General features: G+C 70.4%; 13 protein-coding genes. 5 read left to right on the top strand and 8 right to left on the bottom strand.

The genetic code is table 11. The features are described from left to right. Positions 1 to 169: 169 nt before the first annotated feature. From AC3RXY_RS02955 to AC3RXY_RS02945, 3 genes are all read right to left on the bottom strand, one after another. On the bottom strand, positions 170 to 871 hold the full coding sequence (locus tag AC3RXY_RS02955; RefSeq protein ID WP_491509385.1) for an SGNH/GDSL hydrolase family protein: 702 nt from the start codon (positions 869 to 871) through the stop codon (positions 170 to 172). 71 nt (positions 872 to 942) lie between these two features. Next, a complete protein-coding gene (locus tag AC3RXY_RS02950; RefSeq protein WP_491509384.1) occupies positions 943 to 1,698 on the bottom strand; it encodes a hypothetical protein in 756 nt (251 codons plus the stop codon). A gap of 98 nt (positions 1,699 to 1,796) precedes the next feature. Next, the gene (locus tag AC3RXY_RS02945; protein ID WP_491509407.1) at positions 1,797 to 4,013 is read right to left on the bottom strand and encodes a glycoside hydrolase family 3 C-terminal domain-containing protein; all 2,217 of its coding nucleotides are present in this window, start codon (positions 4,011 to 4,013) and stop codon (positions 1,797 to 1,799) included. A gap of 277 nt (positions 4,014 to 4,290) precedes the next feature. Here AC3RXY_RS02945 and AC3RXY_RS02940 point away from each other — a divergent pair, with 277 nt between their 5' ends. The 3 genes from AC3RXY_RS02940 (at position 4,291) to AC3RXY_RS02930 (ending at position 7,877) form a co-directional block, all read left to right on the top strand. After that, on the top strand, positions 4,291 to 5,619 hold the full coding sequence (locus AC3RXY_RS02940; RefSeq protein ID WP_491509383.1) for an MFS transporter: 1,329 nt from the start codon (positions 4,291 to 4,293) through the stop codon (positions 5,617 to 5,619). 115 nt (positions 5,620 to 5,734) lie between these two features. Then, a complete protein-coding gene (locus tag AC3RXY_RS02935) occupies positions 5,735 to 6,325 on the top strand; it encodes a TetR/AcrR family transcriptional regulator (protein WP_491509382.1) in 591 nt (196 codons plus the stop codon). Between the two features lie 85 nt (positions 6,326 to 6,410). Beyond that, positions 6,411 to 7,877 carry a hypothetical protein gene (locus AC3RXY_RS02930; RefSeq protein ID WP_491509381.1) on the top strand — a complete coding sequence of 489 codons (1,467 nt, stop codon included), beginning with the start codon at positions 6,411 to 6,413 and terminating at the stop codon, positions 7,875 to 7,877. A gap of 92 nt (positions 7,878 to 7,969) precedes the next feature. Here AC3RXY_RS02930 and AC3RXY_RS02925 read toward each other — a convergent pair whose 3' ends face one another. From AC3RXY_RS02925 to AC3RXY_RS02910, 4 genes are all read right to left on the bottom strand, one after another. Further along, complete coding sequence (locus tag AC3RXY_RS02925) at positions 7,970 to 8,614, bottom strand: HAD family hydrolase (protein ID WP_491509406.1); 645 nt, start codon at positions 8,612 to 8,614, stop codon at positions 7,970 to 7,972. 2 nt (positions 8,615 to 8,616) lie between these two features. Then, positions 8,617 to 8,757, bottom strand: coding sequence for a hypothetical protein (locus tag AC3RXY_RS02920; protein ID WP_491509380.1), 141 nt, complete (start codon positions 8,755 to 8,757; stop codon positions 8,617 to 8,619). Positions 8,758 to 8,782: 25 nt separating this feature from the next. Further along, positions 8,783 to 11,122 carry a phosphoribosylformylglycinamidine synthase subunit PurL gene (gene purL / locus AC3RXY_RS02915; RefSeq protein ID WP_491509379.1) on the bottom strand — a complete coding sequence of 780 codons (2,340 nt, stop codon included), beginning with the start codon at positions 11,120 to 11,122 and terminating at the stop codon, positions 8,783 to 8,785. Between the two features lie 110 nt (positions 11,123 to 11,232). Continuing rightward, entirely contained in the window at positions 11,233 to 12,672 is a 1,440-nt protein-coding gene (locus AC3RXY_RS02910) for a hypothetical protein (RefSeq protein ID WP_491509378.1), read from the bottom strand. 420 nt (positions 12,673 to 13,092) lie between these two features. Here AC3RXY_RS02910 and AC3RXY_RS02905 point away from each other — a divergent pair, with 420 nt between their 5' ends. After that, on the top strand, positions 13,093 to 13,827 hold the full coding sequence (locus AC3RXY_RS02905) for a hypothetical protein (protein ID WP_491509377.1): 735 nt from the start codon (positions 13,093 to 13,095) through the stop codon (positions 13,825 to 13,827). Between the two features lie 239 nt (positions 13,828 to 14,066). Further along, on the top strand, positions 14,067 to 16,262 hold the full coding sequence (locus AC3RXY_RS02900) for a BCCT family transporter (protein WP_491509376.1): 2,196 nt from the start codon (positions 14,067 to 14,069) through the stop codon (positions 16,260 to 16,262). A 216-nt stretch (positions 16,263 to 16,478) separates the two neighbouring features. Here the strand turns inward: AC3RXY_RS02900 and AC3RXY_RS02895 are convergent, their stop codons facing one another. Continuing rightward, the gene (locus AC3RXY_RS02895; protein WP_491509375.1) at positions 16,479 to 17,090 is read right to left on the bottom strand and encodes a hypothetical protein; all 612 of its coding nucleotides are present in this window, start codon (positions 17,088 to 17,090) and stop codon (positions 16,479 to 16,481) included. Positions 17,091 to 17,109: the final 19 nt, after the last annotated feature.

Here is a 17,109-nt window from a genome sequence, read left to right as displayed (position 1 = left end):
CATCCGCTGCCTCAAACGACTCATCGCCCGCGAGATCTACTACGTCCTCACCCGACCTTGACATCCATAGGAGCATCCCTTTCCTCAACTCAGGCAGAACCCGCGCAATGCCGGCAGAACAGGCCGGCACGGGCTGTTCTGCCGGATCTGCCTGAGTTGGGGACGGCGGTCAGGGCAACCGGGCCGCGGCGACTCGCGCCTCGAGGGTGGCGAGCGTGCGTGAGCCCGGGGGGCGGATGCCCAGGGCATCGGCCAGGCCCAAGGCGAGCGCGGCGTGTCCTGCCGCGTTCGGGTGGATCGCGTCGTTCATCACTCCGGCGGGAAAGTGCTCGGCGCCCAGCGCCGTGAAACGGGCGTGCTGATCGACCAGCACGACGCCCAGCTCCGTGGCCACCGAACGCACGGCCTCGGCGAACGCGTCGATCCGCTCCCGCTCCGGGGCGAGCGCGCGGATCACGGTGGGCGGGGTCTGCAGCACGGGGATGGCGCCGATCCCGCGCACCCCCGCGACGAACGCGCGCAGCGACGCGGCGAAGTCCGCCGGGTCGACCCGGGTGCGCCCCGGGCCGGTGGAGGCGTCGTTCGTGCCGATCATGAGCGTCACCACGTCGGGCTGCCAGCGCGCCACGCGCCTGTCCCAGTCGTCGAGCACATCCGTGATCCGGTGGGCGCTGATGCCGGTGTTCACGATGGCGTCCCTGGTGCGACCGAGCTCGCTGCGGATCAGCTCGTGCAGGTGCTCCGGGTACGTCCGCTCTCCGTGGGTGTGGATGAGGCCGTGGGTGATCGAGTCGCCCGTGATCAGCCAGGTCAGCGGCGCATCCGCGGCGAGGGCCGCCGCCAGGCGCTCGCGGTCGGGGCGTGCGTCCATCGCGGGGTGCCTTTCGGTCGTCGCGGGTCGTTTCCGGAACAGCCGTCCGACCGCCGAGAGCAGCCCCATGCTCATTCCGCCGGCGGGGCGGGCAGCGACCGGGCGACCTTCTTCTCCAGCACGGTGACCGCCTCGTCCGAGAGCGAGATGAGGCCGTCCAGCTCCTCCCGCACCCGCTGATAGGCGATCTGCCGCTCTGCGGCGGTGGCGGCCTCGTCGACGGCCACCTTGAGCAGCTGCTGGGCACGCTCGAGCCTGCGGCGTTCTGCCGCATTGAAGCCCGCGTCGCGCACGCGCTTGGCATCGCGCTCTGCGGTCTCGAACGCGACGGCATAGGCCCCGACGGCGTCGAGGTATTCGGAGACCTCTTTCTCCCCGGCCTCCGTGGCGGATGGGCGCAGGGCGTCGGCGGTCTTCTTCGCGCGCAGGAACGCCGCCGTGAGCGGCTGGCGTCCGTCGCTCATGGCCGGGTAGGCGATGAGCTTCGCCACGTCGAGCTCGTAGTCCAGCCAGCGTGCGGTGATCTCGTCGTGCTCGGTGGTGAGTCTTCTCAGCAGCTCGCGGCGAGCCGCAGCGGAGTCGTCGGCCGGTGCCGGGGGAGACGGTGTGCTCGGATGCCGGGCGGGGACGGCGTCGCCGTGCTGGGCCGCGATCTTCGCGGCCCGGATCTCGCCCTTGACGCGGATCTGCTCCAGGCGGCGCCGGTGGCGGCGCTGGGAGGATCGCTCCCAGGCAGAGCCGATCGCGCCGAGTCCGCCGAGGATCGGGAACGCCAGCCACCAGTGGTCTCTGGCGAACGCCAGGATCTCGGCCATGAGCTCATTCATGATGCCTTCAGCGTAGTTCCCGCCGCGCCCGTACTCGCCTCCGAAGACCGTGCAGCGGGAGGAGCCCCGGCCGGGGCTCCTCCCGCTGCACGGGTCGGTCAGGCGCTCGCGGCAGCGATGATCTCCTCGACCATGGCGCGCGGCAGCGGCATCCCGTCGATCCGTCCGACGGGGAAGTTGCCCATCAGCGTGAACAGATCGCTCTCGAGGAAACCGGGTGCGACACGCTCGCGCACGAGCGGACCCGCGACCGGGTGGTCGAGGAGCTCGGCGACCGTGGAGTCCATCGACAGCGGCAGCACGACGTCGTCTCCGGCGACCTCGACCGCTGCCGATGTCCGCAGGTCACGGCTCGAGGCGCCGACCTCCAGGGTGTACGCACCGCCCTCCACGACCCAGCGGTCGATGCGGATGTCCCAGTAGGCGAGGTCTTCGCGACGCACCGTGAGGGTGACCTGCGCGGTCTCCCTCGGCTCGATGCGCACCGCGCGGAAGGCCTTGAGCTCGCGCGGCGCGCGCAGCACCGTCGACTCCGGCAGCGACGTGTAGACCTGCACGACCTCGTGGCCCGCGCGGTCGCCGGTGTTGGTCACCGGCACGGTCACCACGATGTCGCCGGCGGCGTCGACGGATGCCGTGGCATCGCCGTAGGCGAAGGTCGTGTACGACAGGCCATGGCCGAAGGGGAAGGCGACGTCGATCTTCTTCGCGTCGTACCAGCGGTAGCCGACCAGGAGGCCCTCGCCGTAGACGACGTGGCTGAACTCGCCGGGGAACATGCCGAACGCCGGGGTGTCCTCGAGGCGGTGCGGGATGGTCTCCGCGAGACGGCCGGAGGGATTGACCGCGCCGTAGAGCACATCTGCGGTGGCGCTGCCGCCGGCCTGGCCGAGAAGCCAGGCCTCGACGATCGCGGGCACGCGGTCGGCGAACGGCAGCGCGACGACGCCGCCGTTGGAGAGCGTGACGACCACGCGGGGGTTGACCGCGAGCACCGCATCGATGAGCTCGCGCTGCTCGGCGGGAAGGTCGATGTGCGTGCGGTCGAAGCCCTCGGACTCCTCGTGCGCCGGGACGCCGAGGAACAGCACGGCCACCTCGGCGGCAGCGGCGGCGGCGACGGCCTCGGCGCGCAGGGCGGCGGCGTCGCCCGTCCCGTCGAGGGTGAACCCTGGTGCGAACACGACATCGCCGTCGGCGACGGCGCGGATCGCGTCGAGGCCGGAGTCCAGGCGCGTCGGGTTGATCTGCGAGGAGCCGGCGCCCTGGTAGCGCGGGGTGCGGGCGAACTCGCCGATCACGGCGACGCGGGTGGCGGGTGAGAGGGGAAGCAGATCGCCGTCGTTCTTGAGCAGCACGATCGAGCGTCCGGCGACCTCGCGGGCGAGCGCGTGGTGGGCCTCGACGTCGAGCGGACCGCTGATCGCGGGGCGGTGGACAGACTTGCGCACCAGGTCGATCACCCGGTCGGCTGCGAGGTCGAGCTTCTCCTCCGGCAGGACGCCGTCGCGTACGGCGGCGACGAGCTCCGCGTCGGTCCGGCCGTTGCTGGAGGGCATCTCCAGGTCGAGCCCGGCGGGAAGGCCCTGCACGCGATCGCGCACCGCGCCCCAGTCGGAGACCACGAGGCCCTCGAAGCCCCACTCGCCGCGCAGCACGTCGGTGAGCAGCCACGGGTCTTCGCTGGTCCACACCCCGTTGAGGCGGTTGTACGAGCACATCACGGTCCAGGGCTGGGTCTCGACGACGACGTGCTGGAAGGCCCGCAGGTAGATCTCGCGCAGCGTGCGGGGGTCGACCTCGGCCGAGACGCGCACGCGGTCGGTCTCCTGGTTGTTCGCGGCGAAGTGCTTGAGCGACGATCCGACGCCCCGCGACTGGATGCCCCGGACGAGGCCGGCACCCATGACGCCGGAGACGATCGGGTCCTCGGACATGTACTCGAAGTTGCGGCCGCACAGCGGGCTGCGCTTGATGTTGATGCCGGGGCCGAGGATGACCGCGACGTCTTCGATGGCGGATTCGACCCCCAGCGCCTCGCCGACGCGCTCGGCGAGCTCGGGGTCGAATGTCGCGCTCAGGCCGACCGCGGGCGGGAAGCAGGTCGCCGGCACGCTGTCGGCGATGCCGAGGTGGTCGCTCGCGCCGCGCTGCTTGCGGAGACCGTGCGGACCGTCGGTGACCATCACCGAGGGGAGCCCGACGCGATCGATGCCCTTGAGGTGCCAGAAGTCCGCGCCGCTGGTGAGCGACGCCTTCTCCTCGAGAGTGAGATCTGCGGCGCTGAGACCGTCGATGTTCGGCTGGTCGGACATGGTGATCTCCTCGATGTCGCCGGCGACATCGCCGGGGGTGATGGGCAAAACCATAGCCGCCTCGGTTTTCGAAGACAAGCGTTCTCCGGCAGCAGGCCGCGGTCGGCGCGCGGGAGCAGAGGCGCCGCATGACGAATCCTGACCTCAGCCCTTGTGGTCAAACCCGAAAGAGTCTAGGTTTTCATCGCACGAAGCGCAGCGCGGCGCCATCGCGACGTCCGGTCACCGGATGCCCGACGCCACGTCGCGATCACACCGGGAGAATGAGGGGGCTCGGATGTCGTCAGTGAGCGGCTCTGCTGCGGGGAATCCGTCGGGAACGACCACCGCGGGGGCGGTGGTCCGCGACCACCACTGGTTCGCGGAGCCGACGCAGCCGCCGCCGCTGCGGTACAAGATCTGGCTGATCGTCGCCCAGTTCGTGTTCTTCGTGGCGCTGCTCGGCCCCGCCATCATCGGGGTCGGGATCAAGGCGCAATCCCTCGCGGCGGCGGGCGTCATCGCCGACAACGAGGTCGAGGCGTCCCTGGCCGTGCTCGCCGGCGTCGGGGCGGCGGGAGCCACGATCGCGAACGTGGTCTTCGGCCGGCTCTCCGACCGCACGACGTCGAGCTGGGGGCGCCGGCGGCCCTGGATCGTCGGCGGCACCATCGGCATGACGATCGGGTTCGTCATCATGGCGCTCGCACCCGACCTGCTCTGGGCGACCGTCGGCTGGTTCATCGCGCAGCTGGGAGCGAACGCCACGCTCGCGCCCTTCGTCGCGACCATCGCCGACCAGGTGCCGAAGTTCCAGCGCGGCAGCATCGCCGCTCTCCTCGGCATCGCCCAGAACGTCGGCATCCTGGGAGGCACCTTCGTCGCCCAGCTCTTCGCCGATCAGATGGTGATCATGTTCGTCGGCCCGTCGGTGCTGGCGATCCTGGCGATGGTGGTCTTCGCCTTCGTGCTGCCGGACCAGGTGCTGCCGTCCAAGCCGCCCGCCATGACCTTCGCGGAGTGGGTGCAGACGTTCTGGGTCAGCCCGCTCAAGCACCCGGACTACGCGCTCGCCTGGTGGTCGCGCTTCATGATCACCCTCGCCAGCTTCATGTTCACCACGTTCCGCTTCCTGTTCGTGCAGCGCGAACTCGGCGTGGCAGAGGCCGACGCTCCGGCCGTGATCTCCACCGGCGTGCTCGTCTACACGGTGTGCCTGGTGGCGACGGCCTGGGTGGCGGGGAAGATCTCCGACAAGCTCGGTCGGCGCAAGATCTTCGTCTGGGGGTCGACCGTGCTCTTCGCGGTCGGCACTGTGCTGCTGGCGCACATCGAGACGATCAACCAGTTCTACCTCATCGAGGCGCTGCTGGGGCTGGCCTACGGCATCTACGTCGGCGTCGATCTCGCCCTCGTCGTCGACGTGCTGCCCAATCCGGACGACACCGGGAAAGACCTCGGCGTCTTCAACATGGCCAACGCCCTTCCGCAGACGCTCGGACCGGTGGTGGGCGGCTTCCTCATCTACGTCGGCACCTACCCGAACTACAGCCTGCTGCTGTGGGTCGCGGGAGCGCTCGCGCTCGTCGGGGCCGCGGTGATCTTCCCGATCAAGAAGGTCAGATAAGCATCGGCGGGGCCGGGGCTTCGGGGGGAAGCGTCCTGGCTCCGTCGATTTCTCCGTGCCAGCGACGGGCAGCGCCTGAGCGTCGTGACCCGGCAGACGGCTCTATGGTGGTGGGATGGCACAACGCGGGCCCTATGCGAAAGGTGTGGCGAAGCGGGAGGAGATCCTCGCCGCGGCGCTGGATGTGATCGCGCGCAACGGGGTGCGCGGTACATCCAACCGGGACATCGCCGAGGCCGCCGGGCTGAGTCAGGCCGGCCTGATGCACTACTTCTCGTCGCGCGAGGAGCTGTACGAGGAGGTGCTGCGCGCGCGGGACCGGCGGGACAGCGCGGAGTTCTGGGAAGCGCATCCGGATGGCATCGAAGGGTTCTTCGCGGTCATCGAGCACAACACCACCGTCCCGGGGCTCGTGCAGCTCTACGTCGAGTTCTCGGCCGAGGCGAGCATCGGGATGCACCCGGCCCACGACTACTTCAACGAGCGCTACGCGTGGGCCAGGCGGATGCTGGCCCAGACCGTCGGCCGCGCGCAGGAGGCGGGCGAGCTGGGACCCGGCATCGACCCGCACCTGGTCGCCTCGCTTCTCGTGGCAGCGGCGGACGGGCTGCAGCAGCAGTGGCTGATCGATCCATCGATCGAGATGGTGCCCCGTCTGCGGGTGCTGTGGGACGGCGTGCGCCGCACGTCCTGGGCGCTGGACTGAGGCGAACGGCCCGATCGTCTGAGAGGTGCGGGGTGCCCGCGCCCGGGGCTAGCGTTGTTCCCACGTCGCCGGATGGGGGGATCGGATGGCCGACGCGAGAGAGCGCGCGAACGACCACGGCCCGGCCATGTCCGGGGAGACGGAGCCACCGCGGGAGACCGGGCCGCCGGGGGAGACCGAGCAGGTCATCGCCGTCGTGGCGATCCACGGCATCGGAACACAGCGCCCGGGAGAGACGGCGGCCGATGTGGCGCGTGCCGTTCAGGGTGGATGCGTGCAGATCGGCATCGCCGCGGAGGAGCTGCCCGCTCCGCGCGACCGGGAGGCGGTGCGGCGCCTGCGGCTGCACCGTACCGGTGAGCCGCCTCTGGTGGTGGACTTCGTCGACGGGTGGTGGGATGGTGAGGTCACCGCTCCGCGCCCCGGCGCGGTGCTGCGGTGGATGCTGCGGATCGCGCCGATCCTGGTGATCGTCACGCTCGCGGGGTGGCTGGTCGATCTCGGCGCCGCCGATCGGCTGCGTCAGAAAAGGCCGCTGATCTCCCGTGACCTGCTGGCTCTGCCGGCGATGCTCCTGCTTCCGCTTCTCGTCCCCCTGCTCCTGATCGGCCTGGCGGTGCTGGGCGTCTGCATCGTGTGCGCGCCGCGCCGCTGCGCGCGTCTGGCGGGGATCGTGCGCGCGACGTTCGGCGACGCCTGGCTGTACCGTTCGGATCGCCTCGACGACGATGTGCTCTCCGCCCTCACCGGCCTGCTCGACCGGGTGCAGGAGCGGTGTCAGGGCATCGTGATCGTCGGTCATTCGCAAGGCGCTGAGATCGGCCGGCGGCTCCTGGGGCATCCGGCGGTCGTCTGCGGGGTCTCGGTGGGAGGGGCGCAGGTGCCGCTCACGATCGCGCGGACGTTTCATCGCAGTCCGCTCCTGCCGGTGGTCTTCTGGGCCTTTGCGGTGATCGGCCCGGTGGCGTCGTGCATCCTGACGGCGCTGGTTCTTGCTCCTCTCGTGCGGGTCGCGCGCGTCGTGATCGCCACGGCGATGCGGCTGCCGGAGATCGTGGCCGGCGGTGATGCGGCGGTGGTCGCATCGGCGCGAGCAATGGCGAGCGCGGCGTCGGATGAGCTTCTCCGGTCCGCCGGGATCATGATGGGCGCCGCAGGGGGTTTCCTCGTCGTGGCGACGTTTTTCGGGCTGCTGATGCACGTCGCCGCTCGGCATCCCGACGATGCGCGGGCGCCGGCGCCGGTCGAGACCGTGGTCGTGAAGTCTCTGGCCGACCCGGTGTGCTTCGGCCCCACCGAGGCGGCGGCGGTGGTGCGTTTCGTGCCGCTCGGCCGCTTCGCTGGCCTCTGGCGTGAGCACGTCGCCTACTTCGACAAACCGGAGACCGGAACAGCGATTCTGGAGGGACTGATCGGCACGGCCGCCGTGGGGCGGCATCATGTGCCCGCGGGCGGGTGGTTCCTCCGGCTGGTGGCCGGTGCCGGCGCTCTCGCGGCCGTGAGCGTGCTGGGCTGCGCGGGCGATCTCCTCCTGCGGGCACTCCCCGGATGAGGGTGTGCGGAGCGCCGGACGATCGGGAGCACGCCCGCCGAGCGCGGCAGCGCAGCAGGCGCCTCGTGGCGCTGCTCCGGAACGCCCGCCGGTCAGGTGCGGAGAAGCTCCGGCAGCTGCATCATGTCGTCGAAGACGACCGCCCCGGCGTCGTCGAGCCAGCTGTGCGGGGTGAGCCCGCCGGCGAACCCCAGCACGCGCATGCCGGCCGCCCTGGCCCCGACGACGCCGTGCTTGCTGTCCTCGATCACGACGCAGCGCTCCGGTGGCACCGACATCCGCGCCGCGGCGTGGAGGAAGAGGTCCGGCGCCGGCTTGCCGTTGGGCACCTCGGTGGCGCTGAAGATGCGTCCTGCGAAACGCGGAAGGAGACCGGTGAGCCCGAGAGTCTTGCGGATCTTCTCGTGAGATCCGCTCGAGGCGACGCACGTGGCCGTCGTGATCGCATCGAGTGCGTCCTCGATGCCGGGAACCGCCCGCAGCTCGCGGTCGAACGCCTCGAAGTAGCGCGGCGTCTGATCCTGCTCCCAGGTCGGCGGCAGCGGCTCGCCGAGGAACTCCTCCAGGGCGTCACGCACGTGACGGAAGGACCGCCCGAGGAACCGGTCGACGACCTCCGTGGTGGTGAGGTGCCACCCGTGCTCGGCCAGGATCTCCCGGTCGATCTCGACGGACACCGTTTCGCTGTCGACGAGCACGCCGTCGCAGTCGAAGATCACCAGCCCGACGTCCGTCATCGTCACCCGAACAGCAGCGAGAAGATGGTGGTGCCGCCCGCGCCCAGGATCAGTGCGACGATCACCGCCCATGCCGTGATCCGGATGCGGCGGGTACGGCGCTCACCGTACATCTCCAGGAGCTCGTCGTCGGCGTCCGTCATCGTCTTCGCAATCTGCTCGTGGCCGTCAGAGCGCGGCGGGCGCGTGCTCGCTCACGGTGGGGCCGAACACGCTGGGAAGGGTGCCGGTGGAGGTGTCGCGCAGCTCGTCGACCGAGACGGTGAAGAGGCCCTGCACCTCGAGGGCGGGCTCGCTGTCGGTGACCCCGATGCGCATGACCGGGATACCGCGACCTTCGCACAGACCCTGGAATCGGACGTCGTCTGTCCGGTCGACGGTGACGATCGCGCGCGCGGTCGACTCCGAGAAGAGGGCCGTGACGGCGTCGACGCCCTCGCGCTCCATGAGCTCGGTGAGCCACACGCGGGCACCGACGCCGAAGCGCAGCACGCCCTCGGCGACGGCCTGTGCCAGGCCGCCGGAGGACAGATCGTGGGCGCTGGTGACGAGGCCGCCCTCTGCCGCCGCCGACATGAGAGCCGCCAGGGCCTTCTCGGCGTCGAGGTCGACGGCCGGCGGGCGTCCGCCCAGGTGCTGGTGCACGGTGTCCGCCCAGGCCGATCCGCTCAGCTCGGCGGAGGTGACGCCCAGGAGGTAGATGTTCTCCCCGGCGTCCTGCCAGCCCGAGGGGATGCGGCGGGCGACATCGTCGATGATGCCGAGCACGCCCACCACGGGCGTCGGGTGGATGGGGGTGTCGCCGGTCTGGTTGTAGAACGACACGTTTCCGCCGGTCACCGGGGTGCCGAGCTGGAAGCAGGCCTCGGCCAGACCGTCCACGGTCTGGGAGAACTGCCACATCACCTCAGGGTTCTCCGGCGACCCGAAGTTGAGGCAGTCGGTGACCGCGGTCGGCACCGCGCCGGTCATCGCCACGTTGCGGTAGGCCTCGGCGAGGGCCAGCTGCGCGCCCGCGTAGGGATCGAGCTGGCAGTAGCGGCCGTTGCAGTCGGTCGAGATCGCCACGCCCAGACCGGACTCCTCGTCGACGCGGATCATCCCGGCGTCGTCCGGGAAGGACAGGGCGGTGTTGCCGAGCACGTAGTAGTCGTACTGGTTGGTGATCCACGAGGTGTCGGCGAGGTTCGGGGAGGCCACGAGCGCGAGGAACTGATCGCGCACGGCCTCCGGCTCGTTGTCGCGCGGCAGGTCTTCCGCGGCATCCGCCTGGAGGGCGTCGATCCACGTCGGATAGGCGACGGGGCGCTCGTAGACGGGGCCGTCGACGGCGACCGTGGTGGGGTCGACGTCGACGATGCGCTCACCCTGCCAGTCGATGACGAGGCGTCCGTCGCCGGTGACCTCGCCGAGAACGCTGGTCTCGACCTCCCACTTGCCGACGACCTCGAGGAACGCATCGAGCTTCTCCGGTGCGACGATGGCCATCATGCGCTCCTGAGACTCCGACATCAGGATCTCTTCCGCGGTGAGCGAAGGGTCGCGCAGGAGCACGTTGTCGAGGGAGACGTGCATGCCGCTGTTGCCGTTGGCGGCCAGTTCGCTCGTGGCGCACGAGATGCCAGCGGCACCGAGGTCCTGGATGGCCTCCACCAGATCGTTCTGGTAGAGCTCGAGGCAGCACTCGATGAGCACCTTCTCTGCGAACGGATCGCCGACCTGCACGGCCGGGCGCTTGGTCGGGCCGCCCTCGTCGAACGAGTCCGATGCGAGGATGCTGGCGCCGCCGATGCCGTCGCCGCCGGTGCGGGCGCCGAACAGCACGACCTTGTTGCCCACACCGGAAGCGTTGGCGAGTTTGAGGTCCTCGTGGCGGAGCACCCCGACCGCGAGCGCGTTGACGAGAGGGTTGGCCTGGTAGACCGCGTCGAAGACGGTCTCGCCGCCGATGTTCGGCAGCCCCAGGCAGTTGCCGTAGAAGGAGATGCCGCTGGTCACACCGTGCACGACGCGGGCGGTGTCCGGGTCGTCGATGTGGCCGAAGCGCAGCTGATCCATGACCGCCACCGGGCGTGCACCCATCGAGATGATGTCGCGCACGATGCCGCCGACGCCCGTGGCCGCACCCTGGAACGGTTCGATGTAGGAGGGGTGGTTGTGCGACTCCACCTTGAAGGTGACCGCCCATCCCTCGCCCACGTCGACGACGCCGGCGTTCTGCCCCATGCCGACCATGAGGCGTTCCTTCATCTGGTCGCTCACCTTGTCGCCGAACCGGCGCAGGTAGATCTTGCTCGACTTGTAGGAGCAGTGCTCAGACCACATCACCGAGTACATCGCCAGCTCGCCGGAGGTGGGTCGGCGGCCGAGGATCTCGCGGATCTTCGCGTACTCGTCTTCCTTCAGGCCGAGGGCAGCGTAGGGCTGCACACTGTCTGGCGTGGCCTGGGCGTTCTCGACCGAGTCGGGAACGTGCTGGCGGGCGGATGCTTCGGCTGCGGCGGTCACGCGGGCTCCTGGAGACGGGGGAGGCGGGCAGGGGCCAGTCTATCGGGCGGCCGCCGCCGGCTCTGCCCGCGCGCTTCGCTCGCGCGGCCCCCGCGCTTCGGGCGTGCCCATCACGGCTGTGCCGCGGATTCCGTTTGCGAGATGAGGGCGCCCGGAGCCCCCGCAGCGGTCGTCGGCGTCGTGAAGGCGTTGATGTCGACCTGGCAGCCGATCTCGATGCCGCGGGTGACGGGGATCTTCTGGCACACCTCGTAGGAGCCGTCCAGCTGCCGCGGCCGTGAGGTGAGGAGCTGGCCGCGGAAGGGCTGCGAACCGATCCGGAGGCCGATGCGGGTGCTGCACGGCGTGTAGGAGAACACGATCGGCGCCTGCCCGGCCGAGCGGAAGTCCAGCGTGATGCCGAAGCGCTCGCCCTGGAGGATGATCGGGTCGCGACCTTCGCAGGGCGGCGCGGGGGCGTTCGGATCGATGCTCTCGTTCGTCTGAACCAGGTACAGGCGCGTCTGGTTGTTCCTCGCGCGCAGATCTGACGTCGCGATCCGCAGGCCGGACCGGGTGAGGATCACCGCATCGCGCTGGAGGGTGAGCGAACCGAGGTCGAGGTCGAGGAGCGGCGCGGTGCACGCGGTGAGGTCGAGCACGATGCCGCCGCCCTGCTGTTGCAGTGTGCTGCGCACGCTCGCACTGAGCGCGGATGCGTCGCACCCGGTGCTCGCGAAGCTCTGGCGCTCGGGGTGGTTGGTCCACGCCGTCTGCGTGTTCAGGTCGAGCCAGGGCGTCTGGGAGCGGATGGCGGCGCTGTCGAAGCTCAGCGGACCGATCACGACCGTGCCCGTCCTGGTGCGGTTGTCCGTCACGGTGCCGGAGGCGTGCACCGTTCCGTTGACGGAGCTCGCGGACGTCATCGTCACGTTCCCGTCGACGTACAGGTCGCCGTCGATGGCGCACTGGGTGAGATTCGCGTCGCCGCCCAGCACGTACACGTCGCCGCGGATCACCGAAGCGCGGTGCGGAGAGTGCGGGTCGGCCCGGCAGGTGAGGGTGCCGCGCGGCAGCAGCACGTCGCCGGAGTAGTCGCCGGAGCTCACGATCATGCCGGATGGCGAGCCGAACCGGCTCACCATCGGCGGCGTCGGAGCGACCCAGCGGTAGACGCTCTCGACGGTGGTCGCGGTGCCATCGGGCGTGCGCCCGGTCGAGCTGATCACGACGAAGGTCGTGCCGGCGCCGGGGCAGCCGGGGATCAGCCCAGCCGATCCGGCGGGAGCCGTCGCGCTGGACGCCGGGTAGACCGTGGCGGTGAAGGCGGGGTCTGTGCCGGTGCGCGTGGGCGTGCAGGTTCCGGTGCCCTGGGCGATCGCGGCCAGGGCGGTGTCTCGACCGGACTCTGCCGCGACGAACGCCTCCGCCTGCGCGGTGGAGCGGGTGTTGTTCACGAGGGCATGCAGCGCCGCCGCCGAGACGACAGAGACGGCGATGAAGCCGATCACCATGACGATGAGGACGCCCATGAGAGCCGCGCCCCGCTCCGTGTCGCCGGCGGCGCGCACCGGGCGACGGAACCCGCGCATCACCGGCGCGGCGATCGCGATGCCTGCGTCGGATGCGCCTCAGCGGGCGTCGGTCTCTCGCCGGCGCGAGCGGCGTGCCTGCGCCCGCCCCTCGACGGCATGGCATGACGAATGGCCGTGATCATGGTGTCCCCCCACAATCCCGTGGCTGCGGGACTTCCCCCCGAAAGTCCCCGACACCCGGGTTTCTCCTGCGAGGTTACACGCACACCCGCGAGGCGGGGAAGGGGATGCGGCGCCGCGGGACACGGGCCGGCGGCGACGGGGCGGCCGGGGCGGCCCCGTCGTGATCTCTCACGCGGGGGTGCTCCGTTATGCACGGGTGCGGGTTTCGGAGACTTCCGCACAGCTCTCGACGGCAGCGTTCACGGCGGCGGAGCGGCTTCGTACCGTGGCGGCATGAAGGACATCGACCCGCAACCGCTGATCGCCGATCTGCGCGAGGCGCTCGCCTGGCAGCATCCGCTCGCGTTCCTCGAGCTTGCGAGTCATCTCGCCTGGTCGAGCGCACCGCGAACCCCCTCGCCGTCGCCGCGCGGACCGCGCGGCGAATCGCCGGAACGCGCGGCCCTGGATCGCCTGGTCGCCGCATTCCTCGCGAACCCCTGCCGCGAGACCGATGCGCTGCTCCTGGTCTGGGCGGCGATGTTCGGCAACACCGTCCTGCGCGAGCGTGTGCCGTCGCCCCGCGTGGACGCGCTCCCCGGCTGGGTCCGCCGTCTCGACGAGGTGCGTCCCACCCGCGTGCTCGCCGGGTCAGGGGCCGACGGCGCCGAGCTGCTCATGATCGGCGTGCGGGTGCCGGGGTGGTCGTTCACCATCGTGCTCGACGTGCGGCACGACGACGACGCTGTGCTGCTTCCCGGGCCCGTGGTCGCTGAGGCGTTCGCCATCGAGGTGACGATCGGAGAGATCGTGGCTCGCGCCGTCTCGGGAGCCTCCGGCGGCGGCGAGGCGGCCGGCGCCACCACGGAAGAACTGCTTCTCGAAGACGCGCGTTCCCGCATCCGGGCGGCGCTCGCCGGGGCGGATGCCCTGGCACGTCCGCCGTCCTCGCTCACCTGGCCGGCGGTACGTCCGCTGCTGGAATGGATGCTGCGTCTGCTTCCCGCGGGTGGAACCGGCTATGCGTGAGGCGGCCGAGGTGTGGGTCGTGCACCGTTGTTGGCGCGCCGCTGTCCGGTTCGTCGTCGCCCGGGCGCGCGGTCTCCTCGAACGGGGGCTGCGCTGCCCGCCGTGCTCACAAACCCTGAAACACCGGAGTGCGTATGCGGCGGACAGGGTCGGATTTGCTTGGCAACAGCCAGTTTTCGGGCAACGATTTTCGCGTCAGCGCGTCGATTCCATCCATCAGCATGCGAGGATGGGTCCTCGTGGACAACTCAGAACAGAAGGCGACCACGACCCCCGCGGCCTCCGGGCCCGTCCTGCGGCGCGATCTGAAGCAGCCGGCCAGGGCGACAGAAGCTGCACGCCGGGTGGTCAAGGAGATTTCAGCGCTTCCACCGCGAAGCATTCACCCCGCTCTCGTGCCCGGTGTCGGCGTGGAGGAAGTGGCCCGCCGCTACCGCACCGACTGGCTCGTGTTCGGCATCGCGCTCGCTTTCGCGATCGGCTTCATCGCCTGGGGCGTGTTCGCCGGCGACAATCTCGCGGGCACCGCCAACACGGCCCTGGGCTGGGTGGTGGAGTACCTCGGCTTCTTCTTCACCTCGATCGCGACCGTGATCCTGGTGTTCATGCTGTTCGTCGGCTTCAGCCGGTACGGGCGTATTCCGCTCGGACGCGACGACGAGGAGCCCGAGTTCTCGATGTTCTCGTGGATCTCCATGCTCTTCGCCGCGGGCATGGGCATCGGTCTGGTCTTCTGGGGCGCCGCAGAGCCGCTCACCTTCTTCGAGGCGCCGCCGCCCGGCACCGTCGAGGCAGAGACGCTCCAGGCGATGCACACCGCCCAGGTGCAGGTGCTCTACCACTGGGGCCCGCAGGCGTGGGCGTTCTACGCCCTCGTGGGCGGCGCGATCGCCTATGGTGCGTTCCGCCGCGGGCGCACCCCGCTCATCTCATCGATCTTCGCGCCGCTCCTCGGCGAGGGGCGCACGACAGGCCCGCTCGGCAAGACCATCGACATCTTCGCGATCATCGTCACCCTGTTCGGCACCGCGGCCTCGCTGGGCCTCGGAGCCCTGCAGATCGGCCACGGCATCGAGCTGGTCAGCGGTATCGGGCCGCTCGGCAACGGCATCCTGATCGCGGTGATCGCGGTGCTGACCGCCGCGTTCATCGCGTCGGCGGCCTCGGGCGTCTCGCGGGGCATCCGGGCCCTGTCGAACATCAACGCCGTCGGGGCGATCGTCCTGGCGCTGTTCGTCTTCTTCGTGGGGCCGACGCTGCTGATCCTCAACGTGCTGCCCGCGGTCGCTGCCCAGTTCATCGGCGATCTGCCGATGATGGTCGGACGCACGGCGTCGCAGGGCGAGGCGACGCAGATGTTCCTCTCCAGCTGGACGATCTTCTACTGGGCATGGTGGATCTCGTGGTCGCCCTTCGTGGGGATGTTCATCGCCAAGATCTCGCGCGGCCGCACTCTGCGTCAGTTCGTCACTGTCGTCATCCTCGTGCCGTCGGTGATCTCGTTCGTCTGGTTCGCGATCTTCGGCACCACCGCGATCGACCAGCAGATGAACGGCGCCGGCCTGCAGGTCAGCCCGCCGGAGGAGGTGCTGTTCGGGGTGCTCGAGAACCTGCCGTTCCCCATGATCACCAGTGTCCTGCTCATCCTCCTCGTGGCGATCTTCTTCGTCACCGGCGCCGACTCCGCATCGCTCGTGATGGGCACGCTCTCGCAGCAGGGCCGTCCGGACCCGGCGCGCTGGGTCACGGTCACGTGGGGAACGGTCGTCGGCGTCATCGCCGCCGTGCTTCTGGTCACCGGCGCCGAGGGCAGTGGCCTGCGCGCCCTGCAGAACACGACCATCGTCGCGGCCCTCCCCTTCGCGGTGATCATGGCGTTCATGATGATCGCCTTCCTCACCGACCTGCGGCGCGACCCGATGATCCTGCGAGCGCGCTATGCGCGTGCGGCCGTGGAGCACAGCGTGCAGGCCGGGCTCGAGGAGTACGGCGATGACTTCGCGCTGGTGCCCGTCGAGTACGACCACTCCAGCGATGACATCGCCTGGGTCGACGAAGACCACGTCGACGAAAGCCTCGCCGAGGTCTACGAGGCCGCGAACACCGAGGCCCTGCCGATCATCGGCGCGGAGGGCTCCGCCGCGGAGGACGGCGAGACCGAGGGCTCGGCGGAGACCGATGGCGCCCGGGAGGCGAACGCCGACGACACCGCCGTGGTCGCGGATGCGCCCGCTGCAGCGGGCCTACGGGCAGCGGTCATCGACGTCGACTCCACCCCTGTTGCAGCCGCCGACGTCGTCGGCGCCGATGTCGCCGCCGCGGACATCGTCGTCGACACCGACACCGACACCGATACCGATACCGCCGCCGACGCGACCGAGGGCGCAGCCGATGTCGTCGAGCCCGGCGGCGAGGAGCCGCCCGCGCGACGCTGACACCCGTGCCGGGGGCCGCGCCCATCGAAAAGCGCGGTCCCTCGGAGGCGACCCGATCTCCCCGCCCCGCGGTCGCCGGCGGCCCCGCCGGTGTCGCACGCTCGGCCCGCGGGAGCCGGCCCGGGGAGCATCAGGCGGGATCCGGCCCCGCGAGCGTCGTCCGGCGCTGCCCCTGCCCTGCACCCGCCCCGACGACTGCCGGCGGGGCGGCGCGGTTCACCAGCCGGTTCGGCCAGAGGCCCACTCGTCGAACTCGGCCTGCGTGAAGGTTCCGCCCTCACCGGTCAGTCCGTCGTAGGCGAAGATGCGATCGGCCTCGAACGCGATCTCCACGTTGTCGCCGAGCGGACGCTCGGCGAGGAACAGATCTTCGAGGTACTTCGCGCGCTTGAGATACTGCGACGCCGTCTCGCCATCCACGCCGAACTTCGCGGCGAGCCGCATATCGATGATGAAGGCGAGAAAGGCCTGCAGGGCGACTCGGTTCGCGCGCGTGTCGGGCAGGCGCTCCCACAGCGTGCCGTCGGCGAGCGCGTCCCGATAGTCCTGTGCCAGGCCGTCGAGACGGTCGGCGGCGGACCCCGTGCCGCCGATCTCCGGCGCGTCGGGCCCGAACACCATCTCGCCGTCGGCGCCGGTCTGTGGTTCGCTCGCCGCCTCCGCCGGGGCCGAGGTCGGATCCCCGCCTTCGACGGGCGCCTGCCCGCTGTCGGGCAGACGCGGAACGATGAGCGCGACGGCGATGATCAGTGCAACGACGAGCAACGTCACGACGCCGATGATGACCGCGATCGCTGCGCCGCGCTGCGGAGTGCCGGCGGTGGCCACGGCGGAGCTGTGGGGTTCT

The organism is Microbacterium longlingense (assembly GCF_058349825.2).
Note: the sequence above shows the minus strand (reverse complement) of the source record. Positions and strands in the feature narration are given on the sequence as shown.